Origin of the sequence: Novosphingobium rosa NBRC 15208 (genome assembly GCF_001598555.1) — a bacterium.
Classification (GTDB): Bacteria; Pseudomonadota; Alphaproteobacteria; order Sphingomonadales; family Sphingomonadaceae; genus Novosphingobium; species Novosphingobium rosa.
Genome location: NZ_BCZE01000071.1, coordinates 1 through 22,373, shown reverse-complemented (window position 1 = coordinate 22,373; position 22,373 = coordinate 1). Strand labels below are relative to the sequence as shown.

General features: G+C 63.2%; 20 protein-coding genes and 1 pseudogene. 3 read left to right on the top strand and 18 right to left on the bottom strand.

Annotated features, from left to right (window positions below; translation table 11 throughout):
* The first annotated feature begins 21 nt into the window (after positions 1 to 21).
* Positions 22 to 948 (top strand): LysR family transcriptional regulator, encoded by a 927-nt coding sequence (locus SR3_RS23360; protein ID WP_068091226.1) that lies wholly within the window; start codon positions 22 to 24, stop codon positions 946 to 948.
* 196 nt (positions 949 to 1,144) lie between these two features.
* Here the strand turns inward: SR3_RS23360 and SR3_RS23355 are convergent, their stop codons facing one another.
* The 9 genes from SR3_RS23355 to SR3_RS23315 all read right to left on the bottom strand — a co-directional run bounded on the left by SR3_RS23355 (position 1,145) and on the right by SR3_RS23315 (position 11,272).
* Positions 1,145 to 1,453: a 2Fe-2S iron-sulfur cluster-binding protein gene (locus tag SR3_RS23355; RefSeq protein ID WP_068091223.1), complete on the bottom strand. Its 309-nt coding sequence runs from the start codon at positions 1,451 to 1,453 to the stop codon at positions 1,145 to 1,147.
* Positions 1,454 to 1,546: 93 nt separating this feature from the next.
* Positions 1,547 to 2,662, bottom strand: a complete 1,116-nt coding sequence (leuB, locus tag SR3_RS23350) for a 3-isopropylmalate dehydrogenase (protein ID WP_068091221.1) — start codon at positions 2,660 to 2,662, stop codon at positions 1,547 to 1,549.
* Positions 2,652 to 4,337, bottom strand: coding sequence for a CocE/NonD family hydrolase (locus SR3_RS23345; RefSeq protein ID WP_068091217.1), 1,686 nt, complete (start codon positions 4,335 to 4,337; stop codon positions 2,652 to 2,654). The genes leuB and SR3_RS23345 overlap by 11 nt, the downstream gene beginning before the upstream one ends.
* Before the next feature lie 84 nt (positions 4,338 to 4,421).
* Positions 4,422 to 5,351, bottom strand: coding sequence for an SDR family NAD(P)-dependent oxidoreductase (locus SR3_RS23340; RefSeq protein ID WP_068091214.1), 930 nt, complete (start codon positions 5,349 to 5,351; stop codon positions 4,422 to 4,424).
* Entirely contained in the window at positions 5,341 to 6,108 is a 768-nt protein-coding gene (locus SR3_RS23335; RefSeq protein ID WP_068091211.1) for an SDR family NAD(P)-dependent oxidoreductase, read from the bottom strand. Before SR3_RS23335 ends, SR3_RS23340 begins: the two co-directional genes overlap by 11 nt.
* A gap of 7 nt (positions 6,109 to 6,115) precedes the next feature.
* Positions 6,116 to 6,904 (bottom strand): alpha/beta fold hydrolase, encoded by a 789-nt coding sequence (locus SR3_RS23330; protein WP_068091208.1) that lies wholly within the window; start codon positions 6,902 to 6,904, stop codon positions 6,116 to 6,118.
* A gap of 124 nt (positions 6,905 to 7,028) precedes the next feature.
* A complete protein-coding gene (locus tag SR3_RS23325) occupies positions 7,029 to 9,320 on the bottom strand; it encodes a TonB-dependent receptor (RefSeq protein ID WP_068091205.1) in 2,292 nt (763 codons plus the stop codon).
* Between the two features lie 111 nt (positions 9,321 to 9,431).
* Entirely contained in the window at positions 9,432 to 9,956 is a 525-nt protein-coding gene (locus SR3_RS23320) for a 3-phenylpropionate/cinnamic acid dioxygenase subunit beta (RefSeq protein WP_068091204.1), read from the bottom strand.
* Entirely contained in the window at positions 9,953 to 11,272 is a 1,320-nt protein-coding gene (locus tag SR3_RS23315; RefSeq protein WP_157099066.1) for an aromatic ring-hydroxylating oxygenase subunit alpha, read from the bottom strand. Before SR3_RS23315 ends, SR3_RS23320 begins: the two co-directional genes overlap by 4 nt.
* A 162-nt stretch (positions 11,273 to 11,434) precedes the next feature.
* On the opposite strand from SR3_RS23315, the gene SR3_RS23310 reads away from it, so the two are divergent.
* Entirely contained in the window at positions 11,435 to 12,118 is a 684-nt protein-coding gene (locus SR3_RS23310) for a GntR family transcriptional regulator (protein WP_068091199.1), read from the top strand.
* Positions 12,119 to 12,379: 261 nt separating this feature from the next.
* Here SR3_RS23310 and SR3_RS30835 read toward each other — a convergent pair.
* The 6 genes and pseudogenes from SR3_RS30835 to alr form a co-directional block, all read right to left on the bottom strand.
* Positions 12,380 to 13,082: pseudogene (locus SR3_RS30835) on the bottom strand (IS5 family transposase).
* 124 nt (positions 13,083 to 13,206) lie between these two features.
* Entirely contained in the window at positions 13,207 to 13,578 is a 372-nt protein-coding gene (locus tag SR3_RS23300) for a DUF1330 domain-containing protein (RefSeq protein ID WP_068091198.1), read from the bottom strand.
* Positions 13,579 to 14,346 carry a helix-turn-helix transcriptional regulator gene (locus SR3_RS23295; protein ID WP_068091197.1) on the bottom strand — a complete coding sequence of 256 codons (768 nt, stop codon included), beginning with the start codon at positions 14,344 to 14,346 and terminating at the stop codon, positions 13,579 to 13,581.
* Between the two features lie 194 nt (positions 14,347 to 14,540).
* Positions 14,541 to 14,894, bottom strand: coding sequence for a RidA family protein (locus tag SR3_RS23290; protein WP_068091196.1), 354 nt, complete (start codon positions 14,892 to 14,894; stop codon positions 14,541 to 14,543).
* A 35-nt stretch (positions 14,895 to 14,929) separates the two neighbouring features.
* A complete protein-coding gene (locus SR3_RS23285) occupies positions 14,930 to 16,186 on the bottom strand; it encodes a D-amino acid dehydrogenase (protein ID WP_068091195.1) in 1,257 nt (418 codons plus the stop codon).
* A complete protein-coding gene (gene alr, locus SR3_RS23280; RefSeq protein WP_068091194.1) occupies positions 16,183 to 17,301 on the bottom strand; it encodes an alanine racemase in 1,119 nt (372 codons plus the stop codon). Before alr ends, SR3_RS23285 begins: the two co-directional genes overlap by 4 nt.
* Positions 17,302 to 17,422: 121 nt before the next feature.
* Here alr and SR3_RS23275 point away from each other — a divergent pair, with 121 nt between their 5' ends.
* A complete protein-coding gene (locus SR3_RS23275; RefSeq protein ID WP_068091193.1) occupies positions 17,423 to 17,902 on the top strand; it encodes an Lrp/AsnC family transcriptional regulator in 480 nt (159 codons plus the stop codon).
* A 134-nt stretch (positions 17,903 to 18,036) separates the two neighbouring features.
* Here the strand turns inward: SR3_RS23275 and SR3_RS23270 are convergent, their stop codons facing one another.
* The 3 genes from SR3_RS23270 to SR3_RS23260 form a co-directional block, all read right to left on the bottom strand.
* Positions 18,037 to 18,687 (bottom strand): glutathione S-transferase, encoded by a 651-nt coding sequence (locus SR3_RS23270; RefSeq protein WP_245654065.1) that lies wholly within the window; start codon positions 18,685 to 18,687, stop codon positions 18,037 to 18,039.
* A gap of 334 nt (positions 18,688 to 19,021) precedes the next feature.
* A complete protein-coding gene (locus tag SR3_RS23265; RefSeq protein WP_068091189.1) occupies positions 19,022 to 20,356 on the bottom strand; it encodes an amidohydrolase in 1,335 nt (444 codons plus the stop codon).
* Positions 20,357 to 20,367: 11 nt separating this feature from the next.
* The coding region (locus tag SR3_RS23260) for a TonB-dependent receptor (protein ID WP_068091187.1) at positions 20,368 to 22,373 on the bottom strand (2,006 nt) is incomplete at its 5' end.

Sequence of the window (22,373 nt, the reverse complement as noted above, 5' to 3'; positions counted from 1 at the left end):
ACTGATTAGGAATCATAATCAATGGCGCGCGACACGCTCAGCGACATCACCGCCTTCGTGCATGTCGCGCGTGAGCGTGGTTTTACCAGGGCGGCAGGCAAGCTCGGCCTGACGCAATCCGCGCTGAGCCAGATCGTCAAGAAGCTGGAAGACAGGCTGGGCGTGCAGCTGCTGGTCCGCACCACCCGGAGCGTTGCGCCCACCGCGATTGGAGAGCGCCTGCTCCAAAAGGTCAGCCCCTATCTCGACGGGATCGAGGCGGAACTGTCTGCAGTCAACGACATGCGTGACAAGCCTGCGGGGACGATCCGCATCAGCGCATCGGATCATGCCATCAACGAGTTGCTTCTGCCGAAACTGGCGGATTTCCTGACAGCCTATCCCGACATTCACATCGAGATGATCACCGATTATGGCCTGATCGATATCATCAACGAACGCTATGACGCGGGCGTGCGCTATGGCGAATATCTGGCCAAGGACATGATTGCCGTGCGGATCGGGCCAGATGCGCGGATGGTGGCCGTGGCATCACCGACCTATCTGGAACGCTGCGGCCGCCCAGACAGCCCTGCGGATCTGCATGCGCACAATTGCATCGGCCTGCGCCAGGCGTCCGGGCGGATCTACGCCTGGGAGTTGCAACGGCAAGGCGAGCCGGAGATCAAGGTCCAGATCAGCGGGCAACTGATCTTCAACAACAACTATTCCTGCCTGAACGCAGCTCTGGCCGGGCTGGGGCTGGCCTTCCTGCCCGAGGATCTGGCCGAACCCCATCTACGAGCAGGCAGGCTGGAGATCGTGCTCAATGACTGGAGCCTGCCGTTCCCGGGCTTCTACCTCTATTATCCTGCCTTGACGCAACCGTCGCCCGCCTTCTCTCTGCTGGTCGAAGCACTGCGCTTTCGCTGGCTTGATCCGGCAGCATCGGGAAGCGGAACCCGCTGACAAAACGGCCATTCGCGGCTCCGATTGCGCGCGTTAAAAGCTGCCTGTTGTACATCTATCTTCGAAGGCGATGAATCACAGGCCTATCGAGATTTGCCGCTTTCACACCCCAGTTCCCTTCGCCGACAGCGCGGGTAGTTTGACTGTTCATAGCTTACGTCGCCGCACCAGCCCCGTCCCTCACTCACGCAACCAATCAGCCCTCAGGGGCGATGGTGATGCGCATCCCCTCCACGGCCTCGCTCAGGCGAATCTGGCACGAAAGGCGACTCCCCGGAAGGCGATACTCGCTTCCGTCGAGCAAATCCTCTTCATCCCCAGTTATGGGTTCCAGCTCGGCCCCCTCAACATAGACATGGCAGGTGGCGCAGGAACAACAGCCTCCGCACAAAGCCATCAACTCATCAACCCCGGCCATGCGAATGGCTTCCATCACGGAAACGCCGGGCGGAGCCTGCACCGGCATGTCCTGCCCCGCGCGGTCGACAATCGTGAAACTGATCATACATTCCTCATAGTTCTCGCCGCGATCGCAGATGGCGGCAGCATCCGGCCCCGGCCTGGCAAAGCCCTTGCGCTCCGGCCGGGATGTCAGGCGTTACAACCGCTCGCATGCACCGCGGAAAGCATCGAGGATGGCACTCCCCATCACCCGCGTGCCAACAACACCGACATGACCTTGAGGCGCAATGTCCCCGGTCCGCAGCCCCTGATCGAGCACCTGCGACACGGCGCGTTCCAGCGCGGCGGCCAGATCCTCGCGCTCCAGCGAATGGCGCAGCAGCATCGCAAGGCTGCCGATCATCGCGATGGGGTTGGCGATGCCTTTTCCCGCAATGTCGGGCGCCGAACCATGCACCGGCTCATACAGCGCGGGCAGCCTGCCCGCCGCATCCCGCACACCCAGCGAGGCGGAGGGCAGCATCCCCAGCGAGCCTGCCGCCATCGCCGCGACATCCGACAGCATATCGCCGAACAGATTGTCCGCGAGGATGACGTCGAACTGTTTGGGCATCCGCACAAGCTGCATCGCGCAATTGTCGGCCAGCAGGTGGCGCAGATCGACACCGGCATAATCCTCGCGGCCCATGCGCGTGACGGTCTGGCGCCACAGCAGCCCGCTCTTCATCACATTGCTTTTCTCGACCGAGGCCAGCCGGCCCTGCCTTTTGCCAGCCAGATCGAACGCGACGCGGGCAATGCGCTCGATCTCGTCCTCGTCATAGCATTGCGTGTCGACCGCGCGCCGCCGGCCGTTCTCCAGCGTGACGATCTCCTTCGGTTCGCCGAAATAGACGCCGCCGGTCAGTTCACGCACGATCATGACATCAAGCCCCTCGACCAGCTCGGCCTTGAGGCTTGAGGCACCAGCCAGCGCCGGGGGGCAGATCGCCGGACGCAGATTGGCGAAGAGATCCATCTCCTTGCGCAGCCGCATGAAGGCCACTTCGGGGCGCAGCGCATAAGGAACGTGATCCCACTGGTCGCCCCCCACCGCACCGAACAGCACGGTACCGCAGCGCAGCGCCTTGGCCATGGTCGCATCGCTCATCGGCGCGCCGATGGCGTCATAGGCGGTGCCGCCGGCCAGATCGCGCTCGGTGCGCACATCGGCAAGGCCGGTCTCGTTCAAAAAGGCAATGATCGCCTCGGCCTCGAGCATCACCTCATGGCCGATGCCGTCACCGGGCAACAGCAGGATGTCATGCGGCATGGGCGGTCTTCCTTGTGATGAATGGCAGGCTCAGCCAGCCGGGGCACTCGCCGCCGACATGGATGGTGTGCTTGCCCCGGTTGATTTTCTCGCCGAAGCCGATGGCTACATCCGAAGGCGGGATCGAGCTGCCCTGGATCACCAGCAGCAAGGTTTCCCCCGCCAGGAAACGGGTGGAGGTGGGGTGAATCTCGACCGTCACCTCAACGGGCACGCCGGGTTCGAGGGGAAGCTGGCGCTTATGGGCCAGCACGGGGCGGAAGGGCGTGCTGGCGGGCGAGAGTTCGCGATGCGAGGCCCGCAGCCAGCCCCGGCTGACGATGTCATTGGGGTTGTTGCCGCTCTCCCCCAGGAAGAACACCTCATCGCCCTGCGCATCCAGCTTCTTGAGGCCGACGAACAGGTCCGCGTCATCCCCTTCGTCAACGGACACCCACAGGCGCAGCGAGCAATGGCCGACCAGATCGACGTCCTCCTCGAAACGCAGCGCAAATTCGGCACGCTGGGGGCCTTCGCCTGAGCCGGTGCTGTCGTAGCTCTGGCTGGCCGATTCGGAGATCGGCGCTCCGACCAGCGCACGATCTGCGCCAAGGTGAAAGTGCTGCTGCCCCGCCTGCGGCAACGGCCAGGATGGCCCGGCCACCGGTACCCAGTGGCGCAGGCTGGCAAAGACCTTGCCGAACACGCGCGGCGTCTCATCCCAGCCATTATCGATGCCCTTGACGACATGGTCGAAGAACCGGCGCTGCAACGCCAGCCCGGCATCGTCGTAATAGGCCGCCCATTCGGGATCGCGATGGATGTACAGCCATTTGTCCGCAGCGCCGATGGCCATGAAATTCTCGAAGGCATCGCGCGTATGCTTGGCCTGATCCGAGATCGAGCCGCCGATCAGCGTGGGCACGCTTACATCGGGCAGCATAGCCAGCAGCGCCAGCTTTTCGGCATGATAGGGGGCGTCTATCAAGCGGGGCGCCCCCGCGATATCGGTGAAGGCGCGCATGCCCTCGGCATGGGCCGGGTCGTTGAGCGAGGGAATCGTGAAATTCTCGAAGATCCAGCGCGACATATAGGTGTTGGGAATGCCGCCCAGATAGTCTGAGCGAAAACGGTCGGTTCGCGCATCCCAGGGATTGATCGCACACAGGCCGCGCGGGCGCAGCGCCGCCAGAAAATACTGGCTGGTGCCCAGATAGGACACGCCCGAGGTCGCCACCTTGCCATTGCACCACGGCTGGTCGGCCACCCATTCGACAATGTCGCGATAATCCTCGAAAGCGGCCAGCGAGAAAGGCTTGGCAATGCCCGGAGACTTGCCGAAGCCGCGTGCGTCGACATGAATGACGCCATAGCCATGCGCGCACCAATAAGCCGGGTCGGGCCCCTCGAAGGTGGCCTCCTGGCTGAAGCGCATCACGCCCAGATGGGTGTTGGCGATGGGATCGAAGACCGCGTAGTGCTTCTGATGCTCCTCCTTGCGATAGATCGTCATCGCGCAGATCATCGGCACCGCGCCATCATCGGCAGGCAGATAGATGTTGGCCGACAGCAGCGTCCCGTCGGCCAGCGGCACGCCATGGTCGATCATCCGCCGCAAGCCGGGTTGCGCCGGAGCCAGGGCGACCGCGAAATCGCGCTCCCTGCTGTAATGCGGACTGTCCGCTCCTTCACGCATCGCTCTCATCCTTGTTGATTGCACGCAACCTCACACCCCAGCCGTGCCGGGGTGCTGGCGGTGATGCAGGTTTATCGTGTCGCGTCAGCCGGCGGCGAGCCGGGCCAATCGTTCGAACGTGGCGCCCACCGCGCCCAACGCATCGCCGGGCATCAAGGCATCCTTCATGTCGGAGATACGGTGGATCGCCAGCTCGACGGCCTCGGCATCCAGCGTTGCCGGATCGTCGAAATCCACGCCCCGGCTCTCGACGCTGCACGCGCGGGCGAAATGGCCGCCGCCAGCGATCAGCACCTCGCCATGCCAAGGGCAGTCCCCGCTGGCCAGCCAGACGACGCCCGGCGCGACCAGCGCGGGATCGATGAAAGGCCGCATGGCTTCGGGGAATGTGCCCTCGCCCATGCGCGTGAGGGCGAAAGGCGCGACGGCGTTGACATGGATGCCATGCTCAGCGGCCTCCAGCTTCATCGCATGCATCAGCCCCAGCACACCCATCTTGGCCGCGCCATAGGCCGCCGCATCGAGCTGCCCATACATCCCGACCTGGCTGGTGGTCATCACGATGCGGCCCCCGCCCTGCGCCACCATATGCGGCCAGGCCGCGCGCGAAACGAGGTAGCTGCCCAGCACATGGACCGAAAAATGCGCCATCATCTCATCGGCAGGCGTCTGCGAAAAGACCTGCTTGAGCATCTGGCCGGCATTGTTGACCACGACATCGATGCGCCCCCAGCGCTCGATGGCGGATGCCACCATGGCCTGCGCATCCTGCGGATCGGCGACATTGCCGCCATGGGCGATGGCCTCCCCTCCCGCATCGCGGATCGCGGCGACCACCCCGTCGGCAGGCAGGTCGCCGCTTTCGGCATGGCCGTCGAGCCCGTGATGGGCGTCATTGACGATGACCTTCGCCCCGCGCCGGGCGAAATCCAGCGCATAGGCGCGTCCAAGGCCGCGCCCGGCGCCGGTCACCAGCACGACCTGACCATCGAAGCGGATCGGCTTATTCGGCAAGGTAGCCTCCATCGACCGGCAGCGTGTGCCCCGTGACCCAGTCAGAAGCGCGCGAGGCCAGGAAGCGCGCCGGGCCGACCATCTCTTCAGGGCCGACCATCCGCCCCATCGCCATCTTGCCCACCAGCCAGTCGCCAAAGGACGGGTCCAGTTCGCCCGCGCCCAGCGCGGTGAGGAACCCCGCCGGAGCGATGCCGTTGACGTTGATGCCATGGGGCGCCAGTTCCAGCGCCAGCTGGCGGGTCAGGCTGACGATCGCGCCCTTGGAGGACATGTAGGCCGCGACCTGGGCGGGCCGGGCGCCGCGAATGCCCCAGACCGAGGCAGTGAAGACGATCTTGCCGCGCTTCGCCGGTTTCATCGCCTCGATCGCTGCCTGAGCGGTGATGAAGGCCCCGTCGAGGTTCACGGCATGGACGTTGCGCCAGTTGGCCAGCGTCATGTCGGCGGCGGGGCCGGCCTTGCCGGCGATCCCCGCATTGATGAACGCCGCGTCGAGACGGCCATGATCGGCCATGATCGCCGCGATGCCTGCGCGCACGGCCTGCTCGTCGGTCACATCGACCCGCGCAACACTGACCGGCAGGCCCCGTGCCTCGGCCTCGGCCGCCGTTTCATCCAGCGCGGCCTGCGCCACGTCCCAGGCGATGACATGGGCGCCCGCTTCGGCCAGCCCCATCACCACGCCCTTGCCGATGCCCGCCGCGCCCCCGGTAACGAGGATGGCGTGGCCCTTGATGTCGAACAGATCGATCATGGCTGGCTTACCTTCCGTGAATGCGGTCGAGAAAGTTACCGATCGCGCGATTGGCAAGATCGGGGGCCTCAAGATTGGCGGTGTGGCCGACCCTCGCGAATTTGTGCATCGTCAGGTCGGGGATCTCCATCACCATCGAGAGCACACGTTCGAGCGGCAGCGGCACATCCTCCTCGCCATGCAGCATCAGCACCGGGCAGGCAATCTCCTTGAGGCGCGGGGTGTAATCGGCCTTATGCGTCCAGCTGGTGCTCTGCGCCCATACGGCGCGGGCCGGGATCAGCGTGGCCCAGCGGTCGATCCAGTGCTGCACCAGCGCCATGTTGTTGGCATAGGTCGTCTTGCCGAAGCAGAAGGGGGCCGACCATTCGGCAACCGCGCGCGAGACCGGGCCATCGACGTTCAACTCGTCGAACTTGGCGCGAAACGCTTCCTTTTCCGCATCGGGATAGTCCACCGCCATCGTGTCGATGAAGATCGCCGCCTTGCAGCGGTCGGGATAGTTGAGCGCGAAATTGATCGTCGAGAAGGCCCCCACCGACATGCCTGCGGCGACGAAATGCTCCAGCCCCAGATCGTCGGCCAGACGCAGCGTATCGGCGGCCAGATCGTCGAGGCTGTGCGCGGCGGGCACCTCTTCGAGCAGGGCACGGCTGTTCTGGGCGATCACCCGGTAGCCTTTGGCCGCCAGATAATCCATTTGCGGCGCGAACATCGTGGCATCCATCAGCGTGCCATGGTTGAAAATCACCGCTGGACCGGTGCCTTTCTCAAGATAGCGTGCGAAACCGGCCATGCGTGTACTCCTCTTGATCGGTGGTCAGGTGGCTCTGCCGGAGTGCTTACCCTCCTGCGGCAGCCTTCCGGCAGAGCCTTGCCCGCTGCGACCCGCGGGCGGTATCGGATGTCCGGCGTAGGGCTTAGAAGTGATAACCCGCCGAGATGGTGAACCATTGCGGCGTGCCATAGGCCGCCTCGGTGCAACCGCACACCGAGGTGAGATCGACCAGCGTCACCAGATAGCGCTTGTCGAAGATGTTGTTGGCGGTGAAGTTCAGGTCGAATTTGCCGGTCTGGTCACGCCAGCGGACCGAGGCACCGACGAGCGAATAGCCCGGGATCCACTGGTTCGAGAAGTTCTGGTTGTTGGTGTAGGTGCCCGACTGATAGGTATAGTTGCCCGACAGGATGATGTCGCCCTTGGCCAGCGCGCCGGGCAGCGTGTAGGATGCCACCACCGCGGCCTGCTGGTGCGGCGCAAAAGGCGTGTCCACCGTCTGTTCGGGAAGCCCGGACGACACCTGCACATTCTTCACCTTGGCACTGAGCAGCGAGCCGGACATGTCGATCTGGAAATTGGGCACCGGCTTGAGGGTCAGGCTGCCTTCGACGCCGTAATTGCGCGCCGGCTTGTTGACCACATAGGTCACCAGCCCGCGTGAGGAATAGGCCTGATAGTTCTTGTAATCATAATAATAGGCTGCCGCATTGAAGCGCGCCTTGCCGCCCCAGAACGTCAGTTTCGCCCCGGCCTCGTAAGCGATCAGCGTTTCGGCGCCATAGGGTACGGTGTAATTGTTCAGATTGTTGCCCGCGAGCAGCACGTTGTAATTGCCGCTCTTCACCCCGCGATTAACGCCCGCGTAAAACATCGTGTCATGATCGGGCGACCAGACAACCTGCGCCTTGCCGGACCACAGGCTTTCGCTGCGGCTGTTGTGATAGTCCTGATTGAACGAATACAGGAAATGGGCCGGATTGGTGTCGATGACATAGGGATCGGGATTGGTGTAGGCCGCCTGCGAATAGTCGAAGTCCTGATGCTCCAGCACACCGCGCAGGCCGCCCACCAGCGACAGGGTCGGCGTAATCTTATATTCGATCTGGCCGAAGAGCGAGCCCGAGCGGTCGTTGAGATGGGCAAAGTTCACCGTATCGATGCCCGTGGCGCTCGCGCCGAACAGCCCCGCATAGAGCGAGTTCACCGGCCCCTGCAGGCCGACATTGAAGTTCGAGACGATGTCGAGCAGATACAGGCCGGTGCTCCAGGTCACGCGGTCGCTCGCCCCCTGAAGGCGCAATTCCTCCGACCAGTTCTGCGCGTGGCCCTTGCTGCCGAAATTGAGGAAGTTGGAGGGCGAGGCATCGGCATCGAACAGCGTCTGCGACCAGAAGCGGCGATAGCTGGTGATCGAGATCAGATGCGTGCCGCCGCCCAGATTGTAGTCGACATGGATGTTGGCGTCGTTGCTGTAGGAATAGTCCTGATTGTCGCGCGCCAGATCGGAGGCGATCTGCCGCTTTTCGATGTCGGGCGGCGTGAAACCGAGCGCGTCGGTGGGGACAAAGACCGTGTTGGTAACATTGCCCGCCGCATTGGTGACCGCGCGGCTGCCGATTTCGCCATAGGCCGCGTTCGAATAGCGCTGGCGGTTGATCGAGCCCATGAAGCGGATCGAAAGATCGCTGTTGGGGCGGTATTCAAGCTGGAGGCGCGCGGCCAGATTGCGCTTCTCCCCAAGGTCATGACAGCAGGGCGACACGGTCGATGTCGTGCTCTGCCCGGCCACATTGCGCCAGTAATCGCCGTTGCGGTCGAACAGGAAGGACGCGCGCGCGCTCAGCGTGTCGCTCAACGGGCCGCTCAATGCGCCCTCGAAGCGCGCCGTGCCATAGCTGCCATAGGTTGCATTGGCATAGCCGCTCAGATGCTCGGTCGGCTTGGCGATGACATAGTTGACGAGGCCGCCGGTGGCATTGCGCCCGAACAGGATGCCCTGCGGCCCCTTGAGCACCTCGACACGCTCCATGTCATAGAAGCCGAAGTTCTGCCCTTGCAGATTGGGAATGTAGCTGTCGTCGAGATAGACCGCGATGGGGCCCTCGGCGATTTGCGAATAGTCGTTCTGCGTCACGCCGCGCATCGTATATTGCGCGTTCTCGCCGCCCGAACTGGCGGAGATCGACACACCCGGCGTCAGCTTGGCGATGTCGGTCGAACGGTTCAGCCCCATCGATCGCAACGCGGCGCCCCCCAGCGCAGTGACCGCGATCGGGACCTTCTGCAGGTTTTCCTCGCGATGCTGCGCGGTGACGACAATCTCGCCAACGGCAGCCTCCGGCGCGGCGGCGGGCTGGGTGGCGGTTTCAGCGAAAGCTGGCGTCACCACAACAGCGGGGGCCAGGAAAGCGGTGGCCAGCGCCGTCGTCATTGCAACCCCGGACGACAGGCGAACATTATGACTGTGAAACAGGTTCCTCATTGTTATTGCCCTCTGCTTGATAGTCTCCGATCTCTCCCGCAAGATCGTTTTGTCTTGTTCTTAAAGGAAAGTTGTAATGCTCCGGGCGGTCAGCACCGATTGGGCGAAGACGATCTTGCGCCGCGCCAGGCGCAACTGCCCGTCGACCCGGCGCAGCACATCCTCGCGCGCGCCATGATAGACGTCTTCCTCCACCTCGAGCCGCGAGCGATAGAGGAAGAAGGTGGAGCGGACCGCGATCCCCTCCGCGGTCTCCGGCCCAGGCTGGATGTTGGCGATCAGGCGCGACATGCGCGATGGCGGCACCTCAGCCCAGGCGCCTGGAAAGCCCAGACGCGCGACCCGCATGCCCAGCGTGGCGCGCGTGTCGTCGAAATAGGCCGATTCATCGGTAGCGGCGATGTAATGCCCGGCCCGGTGGCGTGCCTCGCGGCTTTCCACCACCGGCGCCCAATAATGGATGTCATCGGTCAGCAGGGCGAGCCAGCCTTGGTAATCCTGTGTGTCGAGCAGGCGTGCTTCCTCATACAGGAACTGCTCCACCTCATGAGCCAGCGTCAGGCGGGCGAGAAAGTCCGCGCTCATTGGCCGGCCTCCTTGCCGGGGCGACACGCGGCGGCGACCTGAGCAGGCGCCGGCGGCTCCATCGCCATCAACTCGGCCCAGCGCGTGTACATGTTGCGCTGGTTGATGTCGGAGCTTTTGTTGTCGAGACGACCGGGAATGTCGGGCCTGGTGTGCTCATGCCCCATGCCCATCTGATAGTTGGCCAGCAGGCCGCGCCCGGTCGGGCTGAGCGAGGAATAGGTGGTCTGCGACCAGTTATCCATGTCGTCCTGCTCCCACGTCCCCGCCGGGCCCTGACGCAGCATGCAATGGCGGCGCAGCATCTCCTTGATCTCGGGCGGCATCGCCCTGTCGACCAGGGTGAGATCGCGCACCTCGGTCTTGAGCGGCCCGCGCGGGTGCCAGATGTGCAGGCTGGCGAAGGGGAATTCGATCGAGAAGTTGGGGAAGATCGTGGCGTGGACAGGCGTCAGGCGCTTGCCGCGCAACTCACCCAGCCTGGTGACCAACTGATCCTCGATGGTCTGAAGATAATCGTCGACACCGGCCAGATGGCCGTAACCGCCCCGGGCATCCTCCTCATCGGCCAGCCACATGCCCACGCCGTGACCGTTCTGAAGCGCAGCCTGATATCCGAAGGGCTTCTTCACGCGCCCCCCGGCGCCTTCCAGCCCCGGCACGCGCATGATCGAGGTGTGCGTCGCGGCGGCATGGTAGCTGTCGCCCACGAAATTCTCGGCCGCATGCTTCCAATTGGTCGGGATGATCCAGCGGCGCATGCCGCCGACCAGTTCCGTGCCGCCCTCGACACGGTCGAGGATGCAGTCGAGATAGAAGGTGGCGTCGCCGAGGAACTCCTCGAGCGGCTCCACATCCGGGTTCCAGCTGGCGAAGATCAGGCCCTTGTAGGTTGCGACCCGAGGGGCTTCGAACAGGCCCCAATCGGCCGGATCGATGCCGTGACGGTAATCCGTCTCCAGCCCCGGCACGACCTTGAGCGCGCCGTTCGATCCATAGGACCAGCCATGATAGGGGCACAGGAACAGTTTGGCGTTGCCGCGATCGGTGCGGCAGACAGTGCCGCCGCGATGGCGGCACATGTTGAGCAGCACCTTGATGCCATCTCCGCTGCGCGTGACGATCACGGGGTCGGCGCCCATCCAGGTGGTGAAGAAGTCGTTGGGCTGGGCAATCTCGCTTTCATGGCCCAGGGCGAGCCAGGTGCGGCGGAAGATACGCTCCATCTCCGCATCATAAATTTCCTGATCCGAGAAGATCCGGCGATCGACAAGCCCATGCTCACGATCGACCCATTTCCATGGTTCGATGGCCAAGGTCACCCCCTACAATGTCGCACAATATAGCTCAGCGATCGCCATTAATCCGCGATTATCGCCGTCATGAGCGAAAGATTGTCGTACACTTTGATTCGCGTCAAGGACGAATGTTGAGATTGTCGTACAAAGTGGCTAGAGGACGTATAACGAGGGGAAATCATGACCGATCGCGACTTTGCACAATCACCAAAAACCGGAGGCACCCTGGCCCTGACGCTGGTGGAGGAAATTTCCCGGCGCATCACCCTTGGAGAATACCGCCCCGGGGAACGTCTGGTCGAAGCCGATCTGGCCGCTCAATTCGGCGTCGGGCGCGGCAGCATCCGCGAAGCGCTGCGCCGCCTGGAGGCCAATCGCTACATCCGCTTCGAACCCAACCGGGGGGCGATGGTGTCGCGGCCGACCTCCAAGGAGGTGACTGATATGCTTCGCATCCGCGGCGCGATCGCGGGGCTGGGCGCACGCGCCGCCGCCGAACGCATCGATCAGCCCGGGCATCGCGAGATTGTCGCACAATTGATCGACGACATCGTGGCGGAACGCCAGCGCGGCGACCCCATGCTGCACCGCAAGGACAATGGCCGCTTTCACCGCGCCGTCAATGACATGTCGGGCATCACCGACATTGGCGACCTGATGGATCAGGTGAACATTCCCATGCTCTACGAGATATATTTCCGCGATCTGACCACGGAGCAACTGCTGGTCAATCTGGATGACCATTTCGATCTAGCGCGGGCCATACTGGCCGGTGATGCCGATGCCGCCGAAGTGATCGCCAAGCGACACATGCACCGTATGATCGAGCGCGCCAACCAGATCGCGGTTCGATGGGGGGAATAAGCTCACACCCGCAGGCAATCTTAATCAACGTCAGCTATAATATTTATCGGTTCTCAAAGCCGCCGCTCCGGTTTCCACAGCAAACCCGACCATCAACCCTGAGCGCGGGATTCCGTTTTCCGCCAGCTCTCCAAGGGTGCTGGCCAGCCAGTAAGGTCTTCCCCGCAGGAAGCAGCTCAAGGTTGCGCTCTGCGATCTCGTCTTAGCTAAGCCCATCGATACGATGAGCGAGAAAAAGGATTTAGGGCCAGGACTCGTTGATCACAGCCAGAAGAGCACGGTGGCGGCCAGCGCGGAGGGTGGAGAAGACCGTCGGGCAGCGATCGTAGCGGGTCGCGACGCGGCGCCAGTCCTTGAAGTGGCCGAACATGATTTCGATGCGGCAAGCGCCGTTTGCATCGGCGCTTGTCGTATTTGACGGGCATGGAGCGAGATTTCCGGCCCGGAATAGGGCTTGATGCCCTTTTGCTCGAGCGCATCCCGGAACCACGCGGCGTCATAACCCCGGTCGGCCAGCATCCACTGCGCCTTGGGGAGGTCATCGAGCAAGGCCGCGGCACCAGTGTAATCGCTGATCCGGCCTGCCGCGATAAAAAAGCTCAAAGGGCGGTGGTTGGCATCGGGGACGGCATGAAGTTTGGTCTTCATGCCGCCCTTGGTCCGCCCGATCAGGCACCCAAGCCCCCCCCTTTCTACGCCAAGGCTGGAAGCCGTGCGGTGGGCCTTGAGATAGGTTGAGGCTCAGCCTTCTGGACGGACAGTCCCTCCATCATCCGGGTGAACACGCCCATCGCGCCCCACCGTTTCCAGCGGTTGTACAATGTCTTGTGTGGCCCGTATTCCCTAGGAGCATCACGCCAGCGTAGGCCGTTACGATTGACGAACAGATCCCGCTCAACACCCGCCGGTGATCTCCCCGGGGCTTGCCGGGGCTCTTGGAAAAATAGGGCGACAGACGCGCCATCTGCTCATCCGTCAGCCAATACAGGCGCTCATGCTCAGTCTCCTTGCGGAGCCTGAATTACATCGTCAGCGACCAATAATGGGCCTGAGCCCAGCATCCTTACGCTGGCTCCGGCCTGAAACGCTCAAACCAGTCCACCGATATGCTTCAGCGGCTGCAGCACGATGTCCGCGATGGCCGAAGATCCGACCTTGAAGGCGACCTGATAGTCCGGATCCGCGACCATGTCCCTGAACGTGGAGCGTTGCGGATACTGGACGAGTACAACGGCATCCCATTCCTCGGCTTGCCCTTCGGTCAGGACCGCAAGGCCATCGCCGCCGAACAAGATCTTCGCCCCGAAGCGCTCTAGGATCGGCTTGGCCATACCCAGATAGTCCAGATAGCGATCACGGCCGCCATCCGGCTGGAAGCGGATGAGGTTGAGCATCACGACAGGGGCATCGTCCGGTTCGGCGAAGAACGCTTCGAGGGCGACAGGGGACAGGGCAACCATTCAAATTTCCTTCGATGTGGCACTTCGCTCGGAAGCGTGCTGCACCTCATAGTCTGTTTGCGTGTCAGAAACTGTCAGCAGCGAGCGCCAGTCGCGATCCTGCTGCTGCCAGCGCACCATGACCGATTGGCGACGCCCGGGGTATCGCTCCTGCAAAACCGCCTTCAGGTTAAGACGATCGATGCGGAAATGACGGAAGGCCGATCGTTGTTCGCACCAGGCCGCCAGGATGCGAACCTCGTCGAAATAGACAATGGCGATCGGCCAGATGGTGCGGTCCGACAAGGCGCCGTGGGCGTCCTCATAGCGAATGTCTACCTTGCGCTGCCGGCGGATGGCATCGCGCAACAAAGCGGCCTCTGGCGGGTCCACACGCCTTGACGCCGAAGCAGCTGGCGCGAGCGCTGGTGCCCCCCCGCCTGTCTCGGCAGCATTGCTTCTCGCGGACAGGATTTTCGCCAATGCGCTCTCACTGGAGCGCGCCAAAGCAGGATCGGCCCGCTGCTGCACCCACGCCAGCCCCAGCGTCAGCGCGTCCAGTTCGTCGGGTGAGAAGGCAAACTCGGGAAGGAAGAACCCCTGCCTCAGGCAATAGCCAACGCCCGCTTCCCCCTCAATGGGCGCTCCTAGCGAGCGCATTGTTTCGATATCTCGATAGATGCTCCGCTGCGAGACACCAAGTTCGCTTGCCAGTTCAAGCGCCGTGACTGCCATTCTGCGTGCACGCAGAATGGCGATGAGTTCAAAAAGGCGGCTCGTTCTCGACATGAGAAGCCTCTTACCCGAGCATAACCACCATCGCTATGGCGTTGCCCGACGCTCTTCTTCTCCACCCTCACGCTGGCCGCCAACGTGCTCTTCTGGCTGTGATCAACGAGTCCTGATCCTAGATTTGAGCATATGTCAGGATTTATGACACAATTTTCTTGGGGGCGTAGCTAACCTGCTTAGCACCCTGAGATTTACGGCCTAGCTTTGGCGGCGATCATGATGATTTCCACCTTATAGCCCGGATCGGCCAGCTTCGCCTCGCCGGTGGCGCGGGTGGGCGGGGCGCAATCGGCAACCCAGGCGTCCCATGCCGCATTCATCTCTTCGAAATCGGCCATATCGGCCAGCCAGATGGTGGCCTGAAGCAGATGGTTCTTGCTGCTGCCGGTGCGCGCCAGCAGCGCCTCGATCTCGGCGAGCGCCTCTTTGGTCTGCGCAGCGACGCTCTCACCGGGCGTGCCGACCTGCCCGGCCAGATAGATCGTGTCGCCATGGATGACGGCCTCGCTCAAACGCGGGCCCTGATCGATGCGGGTGATGGTCATGAACTGGTCCTCGATGGAGATGGTGTAAGCCGCGCCTATGCGCGATAGCGGCTGATCGCAAGATCGGCGGTTTCGATGGCGGGGCGACGGCCGCTCATCAGATCGGCGATCACATGGGCCGACCCGCAGGCCATCGTCCAGCCCAGCGTGCCATGGCCGGTGTTGAGGAAGAGGTTGGGGATCTTGGTGGCGCCGATCACCGGCGTGCTGTCTGGCGTCATCGGGCGCAGGCCGGACCAGAAGCTGGCCTTGCCAAGATCACCGGCGCCGGGGAACAACGTGCCGCAGCTGTGTTCCAGCGTGGCGCGGCGCGCTTCGGGCAGGCTGTTGTTGAAGCCGGAGATTTCCGCCATGCCACCCACGCGGATGCGATCGCCAAGCCGGGTGATTGCCACCTTGTAGCTTTCATCCAGCAGGGTCGAAACCGGCGCACGCTCCGCATCGGCGATCGGCACGGTCAGCGAATAGCCCTTCACCGGATAGACCGGCAGACGCAGCCCCAAAGGCGCCACCAGCTGCGGCGAGAAGCTGCCCATGGCGACAAGAAAAGCATCTGCGGCAACATCGCCCTTGCTGGTGCGGGCATGGGTGACGCGCCCGCCCTGCTCCACCAGCCCGTGAATGGCGGTATCATATTGGAAACGCACACCCTGCGCCTCGGCCAGTTGCGCGAGCGCATTGGTGAATTTGAAACAGTCGCCGGTCTCGTCATTGGGCAGGCGCAGCCCGCCCGCGATATCCGAAGCGCTGGCGGCCAGCCCCGGTTCCACCGCGATGCAGCCCGCGCGATCCAACACCTCGAAGGGGACGCCGTCCTGCTTGAGGACGGCGATATCCTTCGCCATGCCACCAAGCTGCTTTTCCTCGCGGAACAGCTGCAGCGTGCCCTGGCTGCGCTCGTCATAGGCGATGCCCTGATCCTGACGCAGCGCGATCAGACAGTCGCGGCTGAATTCGGCCAGGCGCACCATGCGGCTCTTGTTGATGGCGTAATCGCGCGCATTGCAATTGCCCAGCATGGCGGTCAGCCAGCGCAGCATCGCCATGCCCAGCCTGGGACGCAGGATCAGCGGCGCATGCTCCATCATCAGCCAGCGCAGCGCCTTCATCGGAATGCCCGGCGCGGCCCAGGGCGAAGCATAACCGGGAGAAATCTCCCCCGCATTGGCGAAGCTGGTTTCCAGCGCGGGGCCGCTCTGGCGGTCGATCACCACCACCTCATGCCCGGCCTGAGCGAGATACCAGGCCGAGGTGACGCCGATCACCCCGCTTCCGAGAATGGCGATTTTCATGGGGCGATGCTCCGGGTGGTGGCGGCGCCGGTCGCGGGCAGCAGAACCCGCTGATAGCGGCGGCCAAGTTGGGTGAGAATTTCGTAGGAAATGGTGCCAGCGTCGGTGGCCAGCTGGTCGAGGCTCTGATGCGGGCCGATCAGCTCGACGGGCGCGCCGGGATAGAGCGCCGCCTCCGGCACATCGGTGACATCGAGGGTGATGCTGTCCATGGACACGCGCCCGACGATGGGCGCACGCACGCACGCGATCCATGCCGCGCCCTTGTTGCCAAGGCAGCGCGGCAGGCCATCGGCGTAACCGACGGGGATGGTGGCAATTCTGGTTTCGCGCTCCGTATGGAAGGTCAGGCCATAGCCGACGCCCGCGCCTGCCGGGATGGTTCGCAGCTGCGCGATGGCAGCGTCCAGCGCAATGACCGGGCGCATCGGATTGGGACCATCATGCGGCGCGCCACCGTAGAGCCCGATCCCGGCGCGCACGAGATCGAAATGCTCCCGCGCATGAAAGGCCCCGCCGCTGTTGTCGAGCGCGAGCGGAAGGCCGGGAAAACGCCGGGCGATCTCGTGAAAGCGCCCGGCTTGCAGGGTATTGGCCGGATCATCGGCGGCGTCGGCGCAGGCCAGATGGCTGATCAACAGTTTTGGCTCGATGCCATCGAGCAGGGCGGGGTCGGCCAGCAGACTCTCCAGCTCATCGGCAGGCAGGCCCATGCGCGACATGCCGGTATCGACCTGAAGCACGGCAGGCAAGCGGCGGCCCAGCACGGCAGCCTGCGCCGACCAGCGCGCGATCTGATCGAGCGAATTGAGCACCGGAATGGCGCCCAGCTGCGCGCAATGCGCCTCTGTGCCCGGCATCAACCCATTGAGGACATAGAGATTGATGCCCGACGGCAGATCTGGCGCAAGCGCCTCGGCCTCGCCCAGCACGGCCACGAAGATATGGCGGCACCCTTGCGCGATCAGCACCGGCGCCACCACGCTCGCGCCCAGCCCATAGCCATTGGCCTTGACCACCCCGCCGACCTGCGCCGGAGCGACAGCATCACGGATCAGGCAATAATTCGCCGCCAGCGCTTCCAGATCGATCGTCAGACGTGCCCCGCCTATCATAGCGCTATCCCCTTCTCGGGGTCATTGTATCGCACGACCATTCAAATAAGTTGCGAAACAGCCGCATGATCGATTAAAAATCCCTGCCTAAAACACCATCTATGCGAGATATCCGCAGATCATGCCATCCACCCTCGACGATCTCGACCGCGCGATCCTGCGAATCCTGCGCATGGATGGCCGCCGCCCCAATGCCGAAATCGCGCAGGCCGTGTCGCTGTCGCCCTCGGCCTGCCTGCGCCGCATCAGGATTATGGAAAGCCGCGGCGTCATCGCCGGCTACACTGTGGTGATGGGGCGCGAGGAGGAGGAAGACCGCGGCGTCGATGTCGTGGTGCAGGTTACGCTGGACCGCCAGACCGAGGACTATCTCTCCCGCTTCGAACATGCCGTGAGGCAATGTCCGGAGGTGCGCGAATGTTTCCTGATGACAGGGGATGTCGATTACTGGCTGCGCCTGCGCATGGAGAGCGTGGCCGCCTATGAGGAAATCCATGGCGAGGTGCTGTCGCGCCTGCCGGGGGTGACGCGGATCAGTTCCAGCTTCGCCATGCGCGATGCGCTGCGGCCCAAACGGGGCCGGAAGAGGGATGTATCCTAGGTCTATCTGGCGTCGACCCGCACCGTTGCGGGCCTGCCCGGATGATGCGGGTTGATCTCTGAACAAAGGGCTGGCGGCAGGCGACGCCGTCTTGCCGAAACCTGATGACCGCCATGCCAAGACGCTGCGCAGGATCAGGCACCCTGTATGCCAGCCACAGCATCATCGGGCGACCAGACCGCGAACCGCGTCATGATCTGCTGAAAAAGATCAGATGCCAGATGGCCCGCCAACCACCCCTTGAGATGAGGCAGAGCCTGAGTGGCGAACCAGTCCGGCTCGACAGCGGCAAACTGGCGCACGAAAGGCATGATCGCCGCATCCGTCAAGCCCCGCTCCGCGCCACACAGCTGCGCCGCCGAGCGCAAACGCTGGTCCAGCTCTTCCAGAAACGCCAGCCCTGATGCGCGATGGTCAAGATGATCGTCATCGTAGCGCTGCGGGTACTTATAGCGGTCAAGAGCGTGTTTGAACGCGCCGTCATTGGTTTCGACCAGCTGCTCGTCATCACGCTCAAGCCAGCCTTCCGGATCATGCTGGATCAGAGCCCAGCGCATGATCTCCAGACTTTCGTCGATGACCTTGCCGTCGGTCAGCATCAGCACCGGGACCGTGCCCTTGGGGGATGCATCGAGCATGGCTTGAGGCTTGGCCGACAGCTTGACCTCGCGCAGCGCGAAAGGCACCCCGCTGATCGACAGCGCCAACCGCGCCCGCATGGCATAGGGGCACCGCCTGAAGCTGTAGAGAATGGGCTGGGCCGAGGTGGTCATATCACTGCGCATGGCCAACACCGGTGGCAAGCAGGCGACCCATAGGCAAGCCTGTTTTGAGCTGGATCGGCAACCATTGACACAGGAGGCATAAAGCTGATCCCGGCATCTCCCTGTTAGCAGCTGCTGATATGTCGGGGACCATGGGCCTTGACGGTTGTCCCGCCTGCTGGAGACTTTGGTATGTCCGGCTCCCGGAAGAACAGTTCAGCGAGCGGGGGCGGATCTGCAACTATGACATCGAACCATTCAATTTCTTCCCACACAATCAAACAATCTGTTTTCAGACTTGCTACCCAGCGCTGAGACGGCGGGCTTCCGTCTTCGCGGAAACCCGCCTGACCCATCAGGGTTTTGAAGCGGCCGTCACCATCAGCACCGCCAGCGCCAGCGTTTCCGTCCCGGCGCGAATGGCCGGTTCCGGCACCGGTGCGAAGAAAGGCGAGTGGTTCACCGGCAGCGGCTTGCCTTGCGCCTTGTAAGCCTCGATCATTTTGGGATCGGTGCCTCCCACGCCAAAGAACACCGATTTCGTCACGCCCGCCGCAACGAATTCGGAATAATCCTCGCTGCCCGTACCGCCCGGCTTGGTGGCGGGCTCCAGCTTGACCTTATCCGCGCCCATCGCCGCGCCCAGCACGCCTGCCGCCTTCGCCGCCAGTGCGTCATCGTTCAGCACCGAGGCTGTGCCATATTTATGCACCACATCGGGCGCCGCAGCATGCGACATATCCGCCACCGCCTTGGCCGTGGTCGCCACGCCCTCGTTCAGCAGCTTGCGCACGTCCGGATCGAAAGAACGCAGCGAGAGTTGCAGATCGGCATGATCGGGAATGATGTTGGCCACTGTGCCCGCCTGGAAGGCGCCCACCGTCACCACACCGAACTTCTGGGGATCTTTCTGGCGGCTGATGACAGTCTGGATATCCTCCACGAAGCGCGCGCCCATCACCACGGGATCGATGCTCTTGTCGGGCATCGAACCATGCGCGCCCACGCCATGGAAGGTCACCGCCAAAGTGTCCGAGGCCGAAGTCACCACGCCCTGCTTCACAGAAACCTCACCCAGCGGCGTCGGCCCGACATGGGCGGCAAAGGCGTAATCGGGTTTGGGGAATTTGGTGAAAAGACCATCGTCCAGCATGGCCTTGGCGCCCGAGATGATCTCCTCGGCAGGCTGACCGATGAACATCAGCGTGCCATGCCACTGGTCCTTCATCGCCAGCAGCGCCTGAGCCGTGCCCACCCACCAGGCCATATGACTGTCATGCCCGCAGGCGTGATCGGTGTAGGTCAGCTTGCCGTCCACCGTCTGCTGGGCCTTGCTGGCATAGGGCAGGCCGGTCTTTTCCTCCATCGGCAGCGCGTCGAGTTCGGTGCGCACCATCACCACCGGGCCGGGGCCGTTTTTGTAGATCGCCACCACGCCGGTCTTGCCGACATGCTCGATGACGGTGAAACCCAGCTTGCGCATTTTCCCAGCGAGGAGCGCGGCGGTGCGCTCCTCCTGAAAGCCGACTTCGGGGTGGCTGTGGATGTCCTTGTAGAGCGCATCAAGTTCGGGATAGTTCCTGTCCAGACTGGCATCGATGCGGGCCTTGGCAGCGACGGCATCGAAGGTCTGGGCACAGGCAGGCGAAGCCACCAGAGCGGCGGCAAGCAGAAGCATGGTCTTACGCATGGATGTTGTCCTCAAATGCCGACATGAAGATTGATGCCCACGGTACGGGGCTGGATCGAATAGGTGAGGCCGGTGTAGCCATAGCCATTGCTGACACCGACATTGCCGACCTTGTCGCCCACATTCTGGCAGAAGATGTAGACGCCCCAGCGGTCCTTCTCGACACCGGCGCGCAGGTTGACCGTCGCGTAATTGCCATAGGCGGTGTAATAAGGATCGGTCTTGCGGAAGGTCGACTGCATCGCGCCGGTGTAGGCAAAATCCGCGCGGATCATGCCGTTCAGCGCCGGGCTAATCGCCCAGTCATAGGAGGCCGAGGAGGACGCCGTCCAGGCCGGCGTGTTGGGAATCAGATCGCCCGCCTTGCCGGTCGAGGCCGTCACCAGCACCGCCGCGTTGGACTGGTCCTGCGTGAGGCGCGCATCGGAATAGCCCGCCGCGCCCGTCAGCGTGATGCCGCGCATCGGCTTGGCGGTGATGTCCACCTCGCCGCCGCGAATACGCGCCTTGCCCGCGTTGGTGAGGAAGGAATAGAGCCCGTCGGCGGTGCGCGCCGCGGTCTGCATATTGCTCCATTCCACATCGAAGATGGCGCCGTTGACGATCAGGCGATTGTCCAGCCAGCTGGATTTCAGGCCGATCTCATAATTCCACAGACTGTCGGCCTTATAGGCCAGCAGATTGGCGGGCAGCACCGGAATGTTGTTCGCCCCGCCCGGACGGAACCCCTTGGAGGCCGTGGCATAGGCCATGATGCGCGGCGTGAACCTGTAGCTGATGTTGGCCTTTTCCAGCCAGCCATTGGCCGAGGCCTGCACGGCGGTGTAGGGCGCGGCGATGCTGCCGGTGTAGACGCTGCCCAGATAGGACTGGCCGCTGGTGGTCTTCTGATAGTCGTAGTAGCGCGCGCCGCCGGTGACGGTCAGGCCGGGCAGCGGCTTGAGCGACACCTCGCCGAAACCGGCGACCTGCCGCTCATCGGTCTCGACATAGCGGTAGGAGAAATAGCGCAGCGGCTGATAGACCGCGCCTGTCGCAGGATCGGCGCTGACGGTCTGGCTGTCGATATGGTCGTGGCGCTTTTCGTAATAGGCGCCCACGGTCCATTGCAGCCAGGCGGGCATATGGCCGTCAGAAGCGAGGCGGACTTCGTAATTCTGCGAGCGTACATAGGCCGGCTGATAGCCGATGGCCGGAAGCTGGGCGAGGCCATTGCTGCGATAGGCGCTGAACTGCGCGGCGGTGCAGGCGGTCGACTGGCCGTAATAGGTCGGGCAGGCGGCGGGGGAATTGGCATAGGCCTGCGTGCTGGGGGTGAAGTCATAGGCGCGCAGGAACTGATATTTGTAATAGCTGGCCGTCGCCGTCAGCGTGGCAAAGCCCAGAGCGCGGTCACCCTTCAGATTGTAGAGCTGCATCTTGCTGTCGAAGGGCAGCTGGGTGGGCGAATTGGTCTGGTAAAGGCCGACAGAAGGATACCAGCCCTGCTGATCCTTGGCTGTTGACTTCTGATAGGAGACGGTGCCCGTGATCGTCGTCTTGTCGTCCGGCGTATAGCCGATCAACCCGCGCACGCCCCAATTGGAGCTGTCATTGATGTTCCTGGTGCCGAACAGCACATTGTCGATCCAGCCGGGGCGCTTTTCGTAATAGCCCACGATGCGCACCGCCAGCTTGTCGCTGATGATCGGCGCATTGACCATGCCTTTGACGAAATATCCCATCGAACCATGGGCCGTGGTGGACACCTGCTCTTCGGTGGCGGCTTCATACTTCTTGGCATTGGGCTTGTTGAAGATGATGCGCAGCGTGCCCGCCATCGAGCTGGAACCATACAGCGTGCCCTGAGGGCCGCGCAGCACCTCCACCCGCTCGACATCGAAAAGGTTCATGTCGGCGGCGACACCGCCGGAATCCTGCGTGGTGCCCGAAGGACCGGTGACCGGCGTTTCATCGTAATAGAGGCCCACGGTGGCCTCGCCTGCCGCATTCACGCCGCGAATGCTGATGCGGCTCG

What these genes read in the sequence shown, in the direction of transcription:
- SR3_RS23285 (WP_068091195.1), bottom strand. Translation starts at nt 16,186, where the DNA reads ATGAAAATCGCCATTCTCGGAAGCGGGGTGATCGGCGTCACCTCGGCC.
- SR3_RS23310 (WP_068091199.1), top strand. Translation starts at nt 11,435, where the DNA reads ATGACCGATCGCGACTTTGCACAATCACCAAAAACCGGAGGCACCCTG.
- alr (WP_068091194.1), bottom strand. Translation starts at nt 17,301, where the DNA reads ATGATAGGCGGGGCACGTCTGACGATCGATCTGGAAGCGCTGGCGGCG.
- SR3_RS23300 (WP_068091198.1), bottom strand. Translation starts at nt 13,578, where the DNA reads ATGGTTGCCCTGTCCCCTGTCGCCCTCGAAGCGTTCTTCGCCGAACCG.
- SR3_RS23275 (WP_068091193.1), top strand. Translation starts at nt 17,423, where the DNA reads ATGCCATCCACCCTCGACGATCTCGACCGCGCGATCCTGCGAATCCTG.
- SR3_RS23290 (WP_068091196.1), bottom strand. Translation starts at nt 14,894, where the DNA reads ATGACCATCACCCGCATCGATCAGGGCCCGCGTTTGAGCGAGGCCGTC.
- SR3_RS23335 (WP_068091211.1), bottom strand. Translation starts at nt 6,108, where the DNA reads ATGATCGATCTGTTCGACATCAAGGGCCACGCCATCCTCGTTACCGGG.
- SR3_RS23270 (WP_245654065.1), bottom strand. Translation starts at nt 18,687, where the DNA reads ATGCGCAGTGATATGACCACCTCGGCCCAGCCCATTCTCTACAGCTTC.
- SR3_RS23330 (WP_068091208.1), bottom strand. Translation starts at nt 6,904, where the DNA reads ATGGCCGGTTTCGCACGCTATCTTGAGAAAGGCACCGGTCCAGCGGTG.
- SR3_RS23355 (WP_068091223.1), bottom strand. Translation starts at nt 1,453, where the DNA reads ATGATCAGTTTCACGATTGTCGACCGCGCGGGGCAGGACATGCCGGTG.
- SR3_RS23360 (WP_068091226.1), top strand. Translation starts at nt 22, where the DNA reads ATGGCGCGCGACACGCTCAGCGACATCACCGCCTTCGTGCATGTCGCG.
- SR3_RS23325 (WP_068091205.1), bottom strand. Translation starts at nt 9,320, where the DNA reads ATGACGACGGCGCTGGCCACCGCTTTCCTGGCCCCCGCTGTTGTGGTG.
- SR3_RS23345 (WP_068091217.1), bottom strand. Translation starts at nt 4,337, where the DNA reads ATGCGTGAAGGAGCGGACAGTCCGCATTACAGCAGGGAGCGCGATTTC.
- SR3_RS23295 (WP_068091197.1), bottom strand. Translation starts at nt 14,346, where the DNA reads ATGTCGAGAACGAGCCGCCTTTTTGAACTCATCGCCATTCTGCGTGCA.
- SR3_RS23265 (WP_068091189.1), bottom strand. Translation starts at nt 20,356, where the DNA reads ATGCGTAAGACCATGCTTCTGCTTGCCGCCGCTCTGGTGGCTTCGCCT.
- leuB (WP_068091221.1), bottom strand. Translation starts at nt 2,662, where the DNA reads ATGCCGCATGACATCCTGCTGTTGCCCGGTGACGGCATCGGCCATGAG.
- SR3_RS23320 (WP_068091204.1), bottom strand. Translation starts at nt 9,956, where the DNA reads ATGAGCGCGGACTTTCTCGCCCGCCTGACGCTGGCTCATGAGGTGGAG.